Annotated in this window: 14 protein-coding genes; 9 read left to right on the plus strand and 5 right to left on the minus strand. The window is 47.4% G+C overall.

Annotation, left to right across the window (positions count from 1 at the left end; all coding sequences use genetic code 11):
* The first annotated feature begins 139 nt into the window (after positions 1–139).
* Positions 140–964, plus strand: coding sequence for an STAS domain-containing protein (locus tag ACTRXI_RS01090; RefSeq protein ID WP_474260631.1), 825 nt, complete (start codon positions 140–142; stop codon positions 962–964).
* Positions 965–1,085: 121 nt separating this feature from the next.
* On the opposite strand, the gene ACTRXI_RS01095 is transcribed toward ACTRXI_RS01090, so the two are convergent.
* Positions 1,086–1,643: an NADPH-dependent FMN reductase gene (locus ACTRXI_RS01095; protein WP_474260632.1), complete on the minus strand. Its 558-nt coding sequence runs from the start codon at positions 1,641–1,643 to the stop codon at positions 1,086–1,088.
* 12 nt (positions 1,644–1,655) lie between these two features.
* On the minus strand, positions 1,656–2,714 hold the full coding sequence (locus ACTRXI_RS01100) for an LLM class flavin-dependent oxidoreductase (RefSeq protein ID WP_474260633.1): 1,059 nt from the start codon (positions 2,712–2,714) through the stop codon (positions 1,656–1,658).
* A 406-nt stretch (positions 2,715–3,120) separates the two neighbouring features.
* On the opposite strand from ACTRXI_RS01100, the gene gvpJ reads away from it, so the two are divergent.
* From gvpJ to ACTRXI_RS01115, 3 genes are all read left to right on the plus strand, one after another.
* Positions 3,121–3,357, plus strand: coding sequence for a gas vesicle protein GvpJ (gvpJ, locus tag ACTRXI_RS01105; protein WP_474260834.1), 237 nt, complete (start codon positions 3,121–3,123; stop codon positions 3,355–3,357).
* Between the two features lie 230 nt (positions 3,358–3,587).
* The gene (locus ACTRXI_RS01110) at positions 3,588–4,028 is read left to right on the plus strand and encodes a universal stress protein (protein ID WP_474260634.1); all 441 of its coding nucleotides are present in this window, start codon (positions 3,588–3,590) and stop codon (positions 4,026–4,028) included.
* Between the two features lie 160 nt (positions 4,029–4,188).
* On the plus strand, positions 4,189–4,737 hold the full coding sequence (locus ACTRXI_RS01115) for a dihydrofolate reductase family protein (protein WP_474260635.1): 549 nt from the start codon (positions 4,189–4,191) through the stop codon (positions 4,735–4,737).
* 170 nt (positions 4,738–4,907) lie between these two features.
* Here the strand turns inward: ACTRXI_RS01115 and bioB are convergent, their stop codons facing one another.
* Positions 4,908–5,921, minus strand: coding sequence for a biotin synthase BioB (gene bioB, locus ACTRXI_RS01120; protein ID WP_474260636.1), 1,014 nt, complete (start codon positions 5,919–5,921; stop codon positions 4,908–4,910).
* Positions 5,922–5,924: 3 nt separating this feature from the next.
* Positions 5,925–6,521 (minus strand): biotin transporter BioY, encoded by a 597-nt coding sequence (locus ACTRXI_RS01125; protein ID WP_474260637.1) that lies wholly within the window; start codon positions 6,519–6,521, stop codon positions 5,925–5,927.
* 252 nt (positions 6,522–6,773) lie between these two features.
* Between ACTRXI_RS01125 and ACTRXI_RS01130 the strand changes: the two genes are divergently transcribed.
* Positions 6,774–7,823 carry a homocysteine S-methyltransferase family protein gene (locus ACTRXI_RS01130; protein ID WP_474260638.1) on the plus strand — a complete coding sequence of 350 codons (1,050 nt, stop codon included), beginning with the start codon at positions 6,774–6,776 and terminating at the stop codon, positions 7,821–7,823.
* Positions 7,824–7,904: 81 nt separating this feature from the next.
* Here ACTRXI_RS01130 and ACTRXI_RS01135 read toward each other — a convergent pair whose 3' ends face one another.
* Positions 7,905–8,717 (minus strand): hypothetical protein, encoded by an 813-nt coding sequence (locus tag ACTRXI_RS01135; protein WP_474260639.1) that lies wholly within the window; start codon positions 8,715–8,717, stop codon positions 7,905–7,907.
* 444 nt (positions 8,718–9,161) lie between these two features.
* Here ACTRXI_RS01135 and ACTRXI_RS01140 point away from each other — a divergent pair, with 444 nt between their 5' ends.
* From ACTRXI_RS01140 to ACTRXI_RS01155, 4 genes are all read left to right on the plus strand, one after another.
* The gene (locus ACTRXI_RS01140) at positions 9,162–10,019 is read left to right on the plus strand and encodes an alpha/beta fold hydrolase (protein ID WP_474260640.1); all 858 of its coding nucleotides are present in this window, start codon (positions 9,162–9,164) and stop codon (positions 10,017–10,019) included.
* A gap of 997 nt (positions 10,020–11,016) precedes the next feature.
* On the plus strand, positions 11,017–12,333 hold the full coding sequence (locus tag ACTRXI_RS01145; protein ID WP_474260641.1) for an MFS transporter: 1,317 nt from the start codon (positions 11,017–11,019) through the stop codon (positions 12,331–12,333).
* 411 nt (positions 12,334–12,744) lie between these two features.
* Complete coding sequence (locus ACTRXI_RS01150; protein ID WP_474260642.1) at positions 12,745–14,190, plus strand: NADP-dependent glyceraldehyde-3-phosphate dehydrogenase; 1,446 nt, start codon at positions 12,745–12,747, stop codon at positions 14,188–14,190.
* Between the two features lie 337 nt (positions 14,191–14,527).
* Complete coding sequence (locus ACTRXI_RS01155) at positions 14,528–15,502, plus strand: ABC transporter substrate-binding protein (RefSeq protein ID WP_474260643.1); 975 nt, start codon at positions 14,528–14,530, stop codon at positions 15,500–15,502.
* Positions 15,503–15,522 lie beyond the last annotated feature (20 nt).

Raw genomic sequence — 15,522 nt, forward strand, 5'->3', positions numbered from 1 at the left:
GTATATATAAACCCATCCGTATGTCTTGAAGGTCTTTTTCGGCTATCATTTGCGAATCAAGGGTAATAGCAGGGAGTAGGTTTAATCTACCTTGATATTGTTAATAATAAAAGAAGAAATGGAAAAAAGAGGGATGCTTATGGCTAATATCGATACAGAACTATATAAACACTTTTTTACTCACCTTGATTACGTCGTTCACCGGATTGTCAGCCGTACATCCGAAGAACTCCAAAACCCGCTCTCCCCCCGGGAAGATGATCTGCACCAGGATCTGCTTTATAATTTGTTCATGACGATCAAGGAGGAGCTGGACGACCACCAGTCGACGGCAGCGGTCAATCTGGATTATGACCCGGCAAACGTATTAAGTGAACAGGGATATGATCTGGATGCTATTATTATGCTGCTGTCACAATTTCGTCTGCATGCCATTGAAGAGATTGAGGAGACATTTCAAGCATACGGGGTCGGATCCCTGAAAGACGCTTTTTACTTCATGCACCGGATGAGTGACATTTTTGACCAGGCTATGAAAAACTCCACGACCCATTTTAATAACCAATACCAATTAGACCTCCAACAGCTGAAAGAAGAGCTTTTACTGCTTTCAGCCCCCGTAGTACCGGTAAAAGAAGGCATATCAGTATTACCTATAGTAGGGTCTTTAAGTAAGGAGCGCACTGATCATATTATTGAGAGCGTTCTGCCGGAAGTAGCGGAAAACAGCGTTGATATTCTGATTCTTGATTTTTCAGGCACCCACAAACTTGATGATGAGGTGGCTCCTCGATTATTTTCGATTACGAGGACACTGCAGCTTCTGGGAGTTCGTCCTGTCCTGACAGGCATTCGTCCGGAAATGGCTCAATCGGCGGTCGAACACGGGGAGGCAATGAAGGATGTTAAGATGTACCGGGATGTCAAAAAAGCGCTAGAACAAATGGTGCCGTTTAGAAGTTGATCGTGTTTGGGCCAATTACTGTCTAACCCGATGGAAGTATAAAGAAAAAACCCGAATCATGCACGCTATTTCTTTCGTGTCCATGGTTCGGGTTTTAGTTTATTTTTTTCGTTACAGTCTGTTAAAAGTCATATTGATTTTCCCGTATTTGTTCAAAGGTCTGCGAAAGTACCACGGTATCTTCTGCGAGGCGGTCCAGCCGGGCCATTACATCAGTATTAATAATTTCTTTCTGGTGAAAGTCTTTTTCTTCAATGAATACATACGTCTGAACGATTTGAGCCTTCATATAGGATAAAATCGGCTTAAGCTGCAAATCGGCAACTAAATAATGCTTCGGCGATCCGGCAGTGACGAGCATGCTTATTGTTTTATCACGAAAGGCATCGACTGGAAGCAGATCGAATACGTTTTTTAACGCTCCCGGAATAGACGCCTGGAAGATCGGCATGCCGATAATAATAGCATCTGCTTCCATCAGCTGCTGGGTGACATAGCCGGTGTCTCCTTCGTAATCCAGGTAATGGCGACCATCGCTGAACTGCATGTCGTATTCCGCCAGATCAATGATTCCTGTTTCTATCTCAGGGTATTTTGCATTTACTTTTTTAATTGCTTCGTCCATGGCCGTTCTTGTTTTCGAACCGACCTGTGAACCGGATAAGCCAATGAGTCTCATTAGGTACGCTCCTTATTTTTTTGCCGTATATTTTTTAACAGCCGGCAGAATGGTGTCCCCGATCAATTCGATATTTTTTCTGATTTTATCCATCGGCATCCCGCCGAAATCAATCTGTGCAATGTAGCGCTGATGCCCGAATACTTCATGCTGGTGCAGGATTTTTTCAATAATTTCCTGGGGGCTGCCCGTGTTCATAATATTATGAGGCTCGGCGCCCTGGGCAAACAGCTGCTTCGGAAAGCCGCCGCCGTTGGTGCGTTTCATACCTTCATTAATATGGGGGTACAGGTCCTTCAGCGCCTGCTGGGTCGTTTCGGCTGCGTAAAAGAAGCCGGCTGTGGCGACCGGAAGCTGGGCCGGATCATGGCCGCCGGCCCGGGCGGCATCCCTGTAGGCATCAACGGTTTGTTTAAAACGGTCTGACGATCCGCCTAAATGAGCCATAAACATCGGCACTCCGGCATAGCCCGCTTTCATTGCGCTGGCCGGCGTTCCGCCGACGGCACGCCAGATGGGAAGCGATCCTTCCACAGGGCGGGGGAGCACCTGGGCATTTTTTAAGGAAGCCCGGAATTCCCCCTCCCAGTTTATCGTTTCCTGTTCATTAATCTGGCGGAGCAGATCAAATTTTTCCTCATACAGCGCCTCATAGTCGCGGACATTATAACCAAGCAGGTCAAACAATCCGATCCGGGAGGCGCGTCCTGCTACGAGCTCTGTGCGTCCTTTGGAAATGAGGTCAATTGTTGCGAAATTTTCGTACACCCGGACAGGGTCAGAGGTGCTGATGATCGTGGAAGAGCTGCCAATTTTTATTTTATTTGTCGCCTGGGCAATAGCTGAAAGAACCACCGCGTGGGCCTGCGTGGCAAAATATTCCTGATGGCTTTCCCCGACGCTGAAGAAATCCAGGCCCGCCTGTTCAGCAAGCTCCGCGTATTCGATTAATTCATGAATCCGGTCCTGGGCTGATATTCTCTCTCCTGTATGCGGATCGGGCAGATGATCTCCCAGGGTATAAATGCCAAATTCCAATCCGTTCTCCGGATGAATGCGATATTGTTCCATAACGTAAAGGCCACCTTTTTTTATTTTGTCTAATGCTATTATAATTAATACCCGACATATTAGTAAGTACGTACATCAAAGTGGCATAGTATAAAAAAGGGTACCAGGGAGGGATAATTTTCTTGTTCTATCGATCCAAGTCATAAAACAGCCGCCCAGGCGATGTAAGAAATCGTCTAGGACGGCTGTTCGTCATGCGGACCATATTGGTACGCCTTTTTGTATTCTTGTTAACGCTGAAATGACTAAGAGAGGGAAGTGCAATTATTTTGTTATTCTTAACTACTTATTCAAGCTCTAATTGGAGGCGGTAACCCCGCCATCAATTTTTCGGTACTCTTCTCGTTTTTCCGGACTGATAAGCAGGAGTGAGACCAAGACCCAGTACTAGTCTTCAAAAGCGGGAATTGTCCCTGCTGGACGTTTTAGACTTCATCCTAAAAGGGGGTCGTGCTGCAGGGGGAATTTAACGATATCAATTGCCGGCATTGATTTAGTTTATGTTGATCTGCGGGTATTGATTGCCTTGATGGAAACGTGCCGCCAGGCTGAAACGAAAACACGTTATGCTTTTCTTACAATTTTCCAGTTGCCCCTCTCTCAAGGAATATCCTTACTTTGTAAATGTACGATAAACTTCTGAAAGCAATATCTCATTAAAATAAGAGAAAATCCGTTTTTTTATAGAGCAGAGGCTTTCTGTTAAACAAGGTTAAAAACGCATGGAATGGGGGAATGGTGAAATACCATCTTAATTGCAAAGAACGGTTCAGGACGCATGAGCCGGCGGTTCAACAAGAAGGATGCTTTCTTCATTAGTGGACAGGGGATATAGAAGGCCATGATCATCTTTTAAGAGTAAGGAGGCAAAATATGAGCAAATACCAACGAATTTTAGTAGGAATTGATGCTGTCGAGATTCCTACCTACACGGTGTTCGATGAGGCAAAGAAAATGGCGGCCGAGCACGAAGCTGAGTTAATTATCGCTTTCGTATTCGACCAGAAGAGCTACTCGACACTGGAACGCATGGACCCCAAGGGAATCGAGCGGCTGCAGACGAAGGCTTCCCTGTATCTTGAAGCTTGTCAGGAGGCTGCGTGGGCCCACGGGATTGAGCAGGTGGAAACGGTGATGGAAACAGGTACGCCCAAAAAACGTTTAGCGACTGATTTAGCCAAACGCTATCAGGCGGATCTTATTGTTATAGGCCAGAGCGGCGGTAAGTGGTTCGAACGCCTGATATTTGGCCACACCTCTCAAGCTATCCGCCGGAAGGCTGACTGCGAGGTGCATGTGGTGCAAAACAGCTGACGGCTTACGGGTAAGGGAGCCCCGGCGCTCCGGCCTGTCAGATGCACCTTCTTCGTTGCCGATCTTGGGCATTTAAACAATGGTAAACAAGCAGGTATTATGTACCCGGGATAGAAACGGCTTTTGGATGCTTCAATGAAAAAAGAAGCGGGGGACAGAGATGGCAAAAGTATGCTTGGGAATGATTTTATCGCTGGATGGGTACGTCAATGACCGGTACGGAAAGATGGAAAAGCTTTATGCCAGCTTTGAGCCTGATGAAGTGATTCAGGCTGAGATGGCTAAAACGGGTGCGGTAGTGATGGGGAGAAACAGCTTTGATGAAAGCGAAGACCCTGACGCCTATGCGGCGGACTACGAATTTCAAGTACCGCTGTTTGTATTGACCCATCATCCACCTGCCAAGCATCCAAAGGAAAATGAGAATCTTACCATCACCTTCGTAACAGATGGAATTGAAAGCGCGATTCAACAGGCAAGAGAAGCAGCCGGTCAGAAGAATGTGGTAGTACTCGGGGCAGACGTAGGCCAGCAGCTGTTAAAAGCGAACCTGGCTGACGAACTGCAGGTCGCGTTCGCTCCCGTACTGCTTGGCCGGGGTCTGCGGTTATTCGAGCATCTGGAGGAGCATGAAATTCATTTGGAAAAACTGCGGACCGTTGAGACTGCCCAGCAGGTTGAAATCTGGTATAAGGTCCTCAAGCAATAGGGAAGAAGATAATACCTGTAAAAACGGGGGGAGTCGAGCTACCTCCTTGATTTTCATGCAAATAATTGGTTGGCACGAGTCCCGGCTGGTATCCGGCTTATGCCGGCCGATTTTTATTTAAAGCCTTCGTAATTATAAAGAAAGGCGGTCGTTTTCTACTCGCAGCCATACTATCCCCCCGAATACATTTCAGCACTCTGGTTGAACGCATTTTCTTCGACTTCGAATCCTGCTTCTTCAATCATTTGAAGATCCTTTCGCCAGGCCTGTCCAGGCGTAGTCAGATAGTCGCCGAGAAAAATAGAGTTTGCCGCATACAATACCAGCGGCTGCATGCTTTTTAAATTTTCTTCGCGTCCACCGGCCACACGGATTTCTTTCGAAGGAAGAATCATTCTGGCAAGGGCTAAAATACGGAGGCAATGCTCCGGCCGAAGCCCCTGCTGATCCTCAAAGGCTGTACCCTCGATCGCATGAAGAAAATTAATTGGTACAGAATCAGCCCCGATATCTTTTAACGCAAACAATACATCGATAATATCCTCATGGCTTTCCCCCATGCCGGCGATTAGCCCTGAACAGGGAGAGATACCTGCCTGTCTGGCTTCGTTCACCGTTTCGATCCGGTGGTCGTATGTATGGGTGGTAACAATGTTATCGTGAAATCGCTCCGAAGAATTGACGTTATGGTTGTAGCGGTCGACGCCTGCTGCTTTCAGCCGATCGCCCTGGCCTTCCTTTAAAATCCCCAGGCAGGCGCATACCTTTAACTGGCTCGTGGCTTTGATTTTTTCCACTGCTTCCTCTACGGTCTGCAGCTCTTTTTCCGAAGGGCCCCGACCGCTGGCTACAATACAATAAGTACCGGCTCCACGCTTTTCCGCTTCCCGCGCTCCCTGGATGATCTCTTCAGAAGGCATCATGCGATATTTGGAAATTACAGCTTTGGAATCAATAGACTGGGCGCAGTATCCGCAGTTTTCCGAACACAGGCCGGATTTTGTATTAATGAGCATGTTTAGTTTGACCTGATTTTGATAGTAATGAAACCGGAGCAGGTAGGCTGCTTCGAGCTGTTCGAGCAGGTGTTGACGAGGCTCCTCTAAAAACGACATGGCCTCCTCTTTTGTTAAATCTTTTCCTTTTTGTATCTCTTTGGCACGATCAATCCAGAATGTTCCCATAAACTATGCAACTCCTTTAGTTGAATTTGTTCCTCGCTCTGTTTTTTTCAAAATACGCAGCAGGCGGAGTGCAAACCAGGCAGCTCCGACGGCTAAAAGAATATCCTTAGGCATCGGTGCGAGCATCCACAGCCAGACTGTTGTGTAAGAGAAGCCTCCTGGAGCGGCAAACCACCATTCATACGCCATATACATCCAGTTAGTTCCAATCACATAGTTAACAGCTGTGCCTGTGAGGGACGCCAGACCAAACGCTGCAAATGAACGCCTATGTCCAGAAAGGGCACCTGTGACGTAAGCCACGAGAACATAAGAAAGTAAAAAGCCGAACGTCGGGGAAATGACAGCATCAAGCCCTCCCGACCATCGGGAAAATACCGGCATGCCGGCAAGGCCGATGAGCAGATAAAGGGTCATGGCTAGCGGGGCATATTTTTTTCCGAGCAGTAGGCCGGCTAAAATGCAGACTGTCGTTTGAAGTGTAATCGGTACGCCGCCAATTACAAGGATGGGGGCGATGGATGTAATATTGGCCCCAATCATCATCAAAGCTGCGAATAACGAAGCTAAGACGAATCCGTGGACACGTGACTGAATCATGAACTTCCTCCTTTTTTCCACTAGTATATAGAACCTGGCTTTTATTGTAAACTTAAATTTAAAATGGGTTAACAATAAAAAAGTTTTTCATATCCGGTTGACATGAAAAAAGCGGACTGCGTATATTAGATTTATCTCTATGGAATATACGGACGTGGTTTTCGTATAAATGACTGAAAATACAAAAAAAGCGGTTGCCAGAGGGAGAGCAGTTGGGATTATTCAATAGGAAGAGAAAAGGGTGGAGAATGAATGAAGCGAAGCTTACAGGAGCGTTTAGAGCAGGGACCGGTCATCGCCGGAGAAGGATACTTATTTGAACTCGAGCGTCGGGGATATTTACAGGCAGGCACTTTTGTGCCGGAGGTTGCGCTGGAAAACCCCGAAGCCTTAAAACAGACGTACCGGGATTTCATGCGTGCCGGTTCGGATGTCATACTGGCGTTTACGTATAACGCCCACCGGGAGAAAATGCGCATCATCGGAAAAGAGGATCTCTTGGAGCCGCTGAACCGTCAGGCGATCCGTCTGGCGAAGGAAGTGGCCCAGGAGCACCCGGAGGAAGAGGCACTGGTGGCGGGCAATATTTCCAATACCAATATTTTCAACCCGGATGATGAAGATTCCAAAACCGCTGTCCGCCAGATGTTTGCAGAAATGATCGGCTGGTGCAGCGAGGAAGGCGTCGACTACATTAAAGGGGAAACCTTCTATTATCACGAGGAAGCGCTGATCGCTCTTGAAGAGATTCAAAAGCAGGGTCTCCCAGCCGTTATTACACTTGGATTAATGGGCGAAAACATCCTGCGGGACGGATACTCAGTGGAGGAATCCTGCCGCATTTTATCGGAAAGCGGCGCTTTGGTCGTTGGCATGAACTGCTTCCGCGGTCCGAACACGATGCAGCCGTATCTAGAAAAGATCCGGGAATCAGTTCAGGGGTATATAGCCGGTCTTCCGGTCCCTTACCGGACCACAGAGGAGCACCCGACCTTTTTTAATCTGCCGGATTCTGGATGCAGCTGTCATACACCTCTTGAAACAACCTTTCCTACTGCGCTCGAGCCGCTCTACCATAACCGGTACGAACTGGCCGAATGGGCGAAGGAAGCGACAGATGGCGGTGTGAATTACATCGGGCTGTGCTGCGGTGCTTCCCCGGCTATGCTCCGTTCAGTAGCTGAAGCAGCAGGCCTGCAGACCATCAGCTCAGAGTACTCCCCGAATATGGAAAAGCACTTCCTGTTCGGTCAAGATGAAACCCTTCAGGACCACAATACGAGCTACCGGTCGAAGGCATAATAAATAACGAAGCTCTCCTGCTAAAATCGCAGGAGAGCTTTTCTTGTTTAACGAACGTCTGAATAAATAAGGAAGTATTTTTTAGTTCATGGAATTTGTAATCTTTAAGGCTTCCACCGGCGGAAGACTGGTCCGCACCGCATAGACCATTTCTCCTTCCTGCCAGCGGATATCCACGGTCACATCCTCACTGGCCGGGGCGTAATAAATGTCGACGACCCCCTGTCTGGCAGATGCGGGGAGAGGGTGATGCTTGAGATATTCTGATATTTGAACAAGAACAGCTTTCTGATTGAGATTTTCCGAAGATGAGGAAGAGAGGCTCAACAGCCACTGATCCTGCTGCCCGCTGTAATGGTACTGGTCTGCGCCTTCCTGCGCATGTCCGGGCAATCCGTGCCGAAACTCCTTTACCCCTGGCCGGGATGGATTGACAGTTTTGCCTTCACGAAAAGCTTCAATTTCATTGGAAGCTTCCTGGATTCCCATGTACTGGGCAGCTGTTACGTGTGCCAAAGGCTCTCCGGTACTCGTATGGTACTGAACACTGTAGGTGGCTGAATTGTTGGAGGCCACTGATCCCTGGACCTGGCTTATGCGCTGGCCGGGAAAGCTTGAAGGCAGTTTGACCAGGTTGTCGTCTATCAGAAGCTCCTGGTGTATTTTTCCGGCGTCCAGTTCCGAAGGTGTAGGGGAGGATATATTTTCCCTTTGCGGCTCCGGCTGGGAAGATGGTTCTTCTTCTACATCCTTCTTCGGCAGATCATCTTCATCCTGAATAGCAGTTTCCTGGGCATTTAAGGTCTGAGGAGTTTCTTCTTTGCTTGTACAGCCAAACATAACTGCAATAAGCAGGATTCCTGGCAGAATAAAAAACAGGCGCAGTTTTTCCAAAAGGGTCCCTTCTTTCTGAATAGGGAATAGCACTAGACTAGATTGAAATTTTTTCCATAAACAAATAAAAAGCCAGAAAAAGAATTATGCTCTTTTCCTGGCTTATGGAGTGGCTGTAGTCTCCATCCATTGCTGCCTTATATGTCGTTGTAAATTCCCCGCAGAGAAAGTAATAAAACCGGTAAACTAATGAGAAGAGTCAATAATCAGAAAATTATTTAAATCTTTTTAAAGTATATCATCGTGATAAAAATTTCTGAATAAACAATTTATAACTTTTTGGAGCGGAAGGAGAATCTTCGCTGTAAGCTGGCTTACATTTAATCATATACAAACGCGGGAATGGGACAAAAGAATACATTTACGGGAGGCTGGTTTGTCTAAAGCTATCTGTTCATAGAAACGTAGTGAAACCGGCAAAAAAATTCGTAAGGAGGCAAAGATATGCAGCCCAACAGAACAGTAACGGAAGCAGAATTTAAACAACGCCAGCAATCGGTCACGCTTGAAGGAGTGGTAGAGGAACCAGTGAAAATAAACTATACAGATGTAGGATCCGGGCCGCCGATCGTGCTGCTGCACGGCATACCAACCTGGTCGTACTTGTACCAGGCCGTTATTCCGCAGCTTGAAGAGGAGTACCGGGTGATTGTTCCTGATCTGCTGGGGTACGGCTATTCGGATCAAAGGGACCGCTTCGACCGCTCGCTTCATGTGCAGGCGAAAATGGTGATAAAGCTGATGGATCAGCTGGAGCTCGAACAGGTGCACTTGGCAGCGCATGATATCGGGGGAGGCGTCGGATTGATCCTTGCGCTTGATGAACCGGATCGAATCAATAAGCTCGTCCTTTCCAACACCGTTGCCTATGACTCCTGGCCAATTGAAGAAATGCTGATGGTGGGCCACCCATCGTGGAAAAACAAATCCCTTCAGGATATGAAGGATTTTCTTTCGAAGGGCTATAACGATGTATTTGCCCAGCGGGAGCAGCTGACGGATACCTTTTTGGAAGGGATTATGGCCCCGTATTTACATGAAGAAGGCAAAGTCAGCCTTGTCCGCAACGCTGCTGCCCTGAACACGAACCACACCACCGCGCTGACGCATAAGCTTTCGGATATTCAACACCCCGTGCTGCTGTTATGGGGGACCCAGGATCCGTGGCAGCCGGTAGAAACGGGGGAGATGCTGGACAGGGATCTTCCAAACAGCGAGTTGGTAAGAATAAACCAGTCGGCCCACTGGGTGCCTCAGGAAGCGCCGGAAGCGTTCGCCGCTGAAATTAAAAGGTTTATTTAGAGGAAATATTGCTCCCGTTCTTTGGGAAGTAATTATCGAAGAGATCAGCCTGATGAGCTGGTCTCTTTTTGTTGAAGCGAAATTTTATGCATCTTTATTATTTCCTAGAGATCTGTGGCAAGGCCGTGACTCAGTTGAAGAAGGGAAGCTGCCAGCAGCAAACTCATAGAGATCATTAGCTTTTTGTGCCTGCGAGCTTCTTTTGGCTTTCGATATTCTATAAGCATTATGATGCCAGCGATTGCAATAAGTAAAAAACAAACAGCGTAAACGCCTATGCTGATGCCACTCATCCTGTCGCTCCTTTATTAGATAGACTTGTACATTGCATTTTAAATGCGCCTCCATTAAATTACAATCACATATCTCCGACATTCTCTTTTACTGCATTGGTTGGCACGAAAAATAGCCAAGTGAGCGCAGAAAGTATCACGCTTTAGAAATAAGCAAAGAGAAGAGATAGGGTGAAATGAAGTGAACCTTCAACAATTGTAAATAATGTAAATCAGTAATAAACTGAGAAAAATTCAAATGGTATTATGGTGAAGGCTATTAAAATAGGCGAAATGAGCAGTTGATATAATCGGGGAGATGAGCGTTCACAGCAACCCGGGAAAGGGGTAGTATAGGGGCATGAAGATAGTGTTAAAGCGTATGGCGTGGATAGTGTTGAGCGTGTACATAATTTTATTTATTGCTGCTGGAGTGAGGACCGGGGAATGGAATATTCTCTTTTTTATCATAGGTTTTATTGTTTTCGGCAGCGTTTTCTTAGGTTCTTATTATAAAAATTATCCGCCAAAGGCATAAGAACAAATATATTAAGCCAAGTATATACTTCCATAAAATTGTAAGATAACATCTAAGAAGAAATCAAAAGTTATGCAGAAATCAATACGTCGGAAGTGCAGCAGCTGGATAGGTTGCCGATGCCGCTATGGGTATAGGAACCTGCAGTCGTTAATTTTGGCGGAATGATCGAAAGATAGGTGAAGTTATGGGAGAAAGAAAAAGAAAGAAGGCAGAAGCCTTTAGGTTAAAGATTCAGCGATATATGGATTCTGAAGAGGAGCAGCACCGGCTGTATAAAAAAACGCTTCTCATTGTAATCATCTCACAAATATTCGGCGGAGCCGGACTGGCAGCCGGGATCACTGTGGGGGCGTTGCTGGCCCAGGACATGATGGGTACAGACAGCGTCACCGGACTGCCTACCGCCGTATTTACGTTTGGTTCTGCTGGAGCGGCGCTCCTGATCGGGCGCTTGTCCCAGCGGCTCGGCCGGCGTACGGGTCTGGCAGCCGGGTTTTTGATCGGCGGGATGGGCGCCGTCGGAGTAGTGCTGGCGGCGATTACCAATCAGATCGGGCTGCTGTTTGTTGCCCTGTTAATCTACGGTGCCGGCACAGCGACGAATTTACAGGCCCGGTATGCAGGAACGGATTTGGCCTCCTCCACTCAGCGGGCGAAGGCGGTAAGCATGGCCATGATTTCTACGACTCTCGGAGCGGTTGCCGGCCCAAATCTGGTGGGACCAATGGGAGAGGTGGCGAGCGCAATGGGCATACCTTCCCTGGCCGGCCCGTTTATGCTGGCTGCCGCTGCCTATCTGGCAGCCGGAGGGTTCCTATATCTGTTTCTCCGTCCTGACCCGTTCCTTGTGGCAAAGGCGGTGGCCGAAGAACAAAAGAATAGCAGGCGGCTGCACGATGAAGAGGAGCCGGTGGAAGCATCGACTGACCGGCGGGGCGTATTAGCCGGAGCTTCCGTGATGGTGAGCACCCAGTTTGTGATGGTAGCGGTGATGACCATGACCCCAATTTACATGGGAAACCACGGCTTCTCCCTGCAGGCGGTGGGTATGGTAATCGGCTTTCATATCGCCGGCATGTATCTGCCTTCATTAATAACAGGAACCCTGGTGGAAAAGGCCGGACGAGCACGGACGGCTGTGGCATCCGCCGGTACCCTTTTGGCAGCAGGAGTGCTGGCTGCCCTGGGGCCGGCAGATTCTCTCGTAACGATAACGATTGCGCTTGTCCTGCTCGGGCTTGGCTGGAACTTTGGCTTAATCAGCGGCACGACCATTGTAGTTGATGCTGCATCCCTGTCAACGAGAGCGAAAACCCAGGGAGCCGTCGATGTCTGGATTGCTTTTTCAGGAGCAATCGGTGGAGGATTGTCCGGCATCATAGTAGCTTATTCGAGCTTTGCCGTATTGGCTATAGCTGCACCACTGCTATCGCTCCTGGCAATTCCAATGATACGGTGGGCCGGTGTAGGCAGGAGAGCAAAAACAGCTGAGGCGCAATAAATAGTGACCGTCCAATCATTATCAGAGGGGCTAAAGAGCAAACTGTTATTATCGGCTAATATAAAAGAAGAGATTTTTTTAAGAGTATTTCATTCTGGTAATAGCGCTGATATGAAATAGCTTGCTGGCAAACCCATACAATTTCGGGGGTTTGCCTTTTTGTTTACTAACTTTTATTTGGCGTAGGCATTCACATTTTATCGACAAGGGTTCTTATTGTTTTCTTTTCCGCACTGCAGGTTTTATATTATTTTTAAGAATACATTAATAAATTCCTTTCCCTGAAATCGTTTTCTTAGTTTCAAAAATGATAATTTATAAAATTCAGACTTGTTTGAAAGTGCACTGTTATGGTTTAATAGATAACATTAACCTTTAAAAGGTTAAAAAAAGATAGAGGGAGAGAGAAATATGACCGTACGGCAGACAGAGGGCGTGTTTGCTACGCTGCTTAACAACAAATGGATCGGAAGCAACAGTGGAGACACTGTCGACATTTATGCTCCCGACGATAATGAAGTCGTAGGAAGCGTGCCTGCCTTGAGTCAGGAGGAAGTTGCCGCTGCGATTCAACAAACGGCCGAGGTTCAGGAAGCGTGGGAAGCAAAAGAGGGACATGAGCGTTCAGAACTTCTTCATCGCTGGGCCGAAGAGTTGGAAAAGATGACCGATGAGATAGGGGAAATGATCCACAAGGAAGTAGGCAAGACGTTGTCATCGGGAAAAAGTGAAGTGAAGCGTACCGCCCAGCTGATTCGCCACACAGCTGAAGAGGGACTTCGAACACATGGAAGCTTTATTCAGGGGGATGCCTTTCCCGGCGCTACAAAACAGACAAAAGCAATGGTTCAGAAAGTTCCACACGGCGTCGTCCTGGCCATTTCGCCATTTAACTACCCTGTAAACCTGGCTGCTTCTAAAATTGCTCCAGCGCTTATTACCGGTAATACGGTTGTCTTCAAACCGGCGACGCAGGGAGCGATTAGTGGATTGTTAATGGTAAAAGCGCTTGTGAAAGCCGGTTTGCCGGAAGGGGTATTAAATGTTGTAACGGGGCGAGGTTCGGTTATTGGCGATTTCATCGTTACTCATCCCCTGATAGATATGATCACATTTACCGGAGGAACAGATACCGGAAAACATATTGCGAAAAAAGCATCAATGATTCCCGTGGTGCTTGAGCTTGGCGGCAAAGACCCGGCGATTGTTCTTGAAGATGCCGATTTGGATAAAGCCGCAAAAGAAATTGTCAGCGGAGCCTTCAGTTATTCCGGTCAGCGCTGCACGGCGATCAAGCGTGTTGTTGTTATGGACAGTGTGGCGGATGAGCTGATAGAAAAAGTGAAGGAAATCGTGTCCGGGCTGAAGGTAGGCACCTCGAGGGAAGATGCGAGCGTAACGCCGATGATTGATCAGAAGGCAGCCGATAACGTTACCAGGCTGATTGAAGATGCCCGGGAGCAGGGGGCTGCAGTCATCCTGGAGGGCGATAAGGAAAAAAATCTTCTGGGGCCGACGCTTTTGGATCATGTCACAGAGGATATGGCAGTCGCCTGGGAGGAACAGTTTGGCCCGGTGCTTCCTTTTCTAAGAATTGAAAATGAACAGGAAGCCATCATGCTGGAAAAGCGTAACGAGTATGGTCTTCAAGCCAGTATTTTTACTCAGAACCTGGAGAACGCCTTCGCTATTTCCGACAAGCTGAACGTCGGCACGGTGCAGGTGAATGGCAAGACGTCCCGCGGACCTGATCATTTTCCGTTTTTGGGAGTGAAAAATTCGGGTCAGGGTGTACAGGGAATTGGCCGAAGTATCGATTCGATGCTTCGTGATAAAGTGCTCGTACTGAACCTGTAAAAAGCAAAAAATGTTTACGCTTAGAGCAAGAGAGCACAGCAATTTTCAAAGTCTTTTATTTTATCTCTGGAACGGAAGCGTTATTTTTAAAAGGCACTTCTAATCAAAGGAATGACTGCTTCTGTAATGAACCGCACACAAAGGCCTCCGGCATTCTTTGCCAGAGGCCTTTGTGTGCGGTTGGTTGTGCTGTGGCGTTCAATGGTATGACGATGCTCCCCAAGATGGAGGAAAAATTCCTTTGTATCGAAAAAGTCTTGATGAAAATGATTATCAACGATACAATTAGTGATAATGATAATTATTATCAATTAAATACAGGGAGGGAGTGACGTAAGTGAAGAAAAAAGCAGGTATTTCTACGGTTTTTCTCGCTGCGATGGTGTTAACAGCATGCGGAAGCGGAGAAGAATCAAGCGGGAGCAGTGAAACAGGAGATGGTGAAGCTTCATCAGAAGAGGAAGAGACGAGAACGGTGGAGCATGAGATGGGCACCACAGAGATCAAAGGAACCCCGGAAAAAGTCGTTACGCTTTACCAGGGGGCCAATGATACAGCGGCGGCGCTGAACGCGGACCCTGTAGGTATTGTTGAATCGTGGACCCAGCAGCCGATTTACAAATACTTACGCGATGATATTGAAGGAACCGAAACGGTCGGAGAGGAAATTCAGCCGAACCTCGAAAAAATAGCAGAAATGGATCCGGATGTCATCATTGCGAACAAATCCAGACACGAAGACATATATGATGACCTTTCTGCCATTGCACCAACAGTTACCACGGATCAGGTTTACGAATGGAAGGATACGCTCGAACTGACAGGAGAAGTCTTAAACAAGGAAGAAGAAGCCGATGAACTGCTCAGTGAGTACGAAGACCGGACCGAACATTTCAAAGAAGAAATGGGGGACAGGCTTCCGATTGAAGTAGCCATAACGAATTTCCGCGCGGATCATGCCCGGATTTTTTATATGGGATTTGCCGGGAGTATTTTGCAGGATGCTGGATTTGACCGTCCGGAGGGCCATGAAGATACAGATGAATGGGGCATCAAATTAACCTCCAAGGAAAGCATTCCTGAAGCGGACGCGGAAATGATATTTAACTTTAATTCCGGTACAGAAACAGAGCAAATTGAAGAAACCTACGAGGAATGGACCTCTCACCCGCTGTGGCAGGAGCTTGAAGCGGTTGAAAATGACGAGGTACACATGGTGGAGGAAGAAACATGGAATGCCGGCGGCGGTATTATCGCGGCGAATTTAATGCTTGATGATCTTTATGAGACGTTTGATATTGAAGAAGAATAACAGTGTTTGGAAGAGTGGAC

The sequence above is a fragment of the Marinococcus sp. LNHM4E3-1 genome (assembly GCF_056034405.1).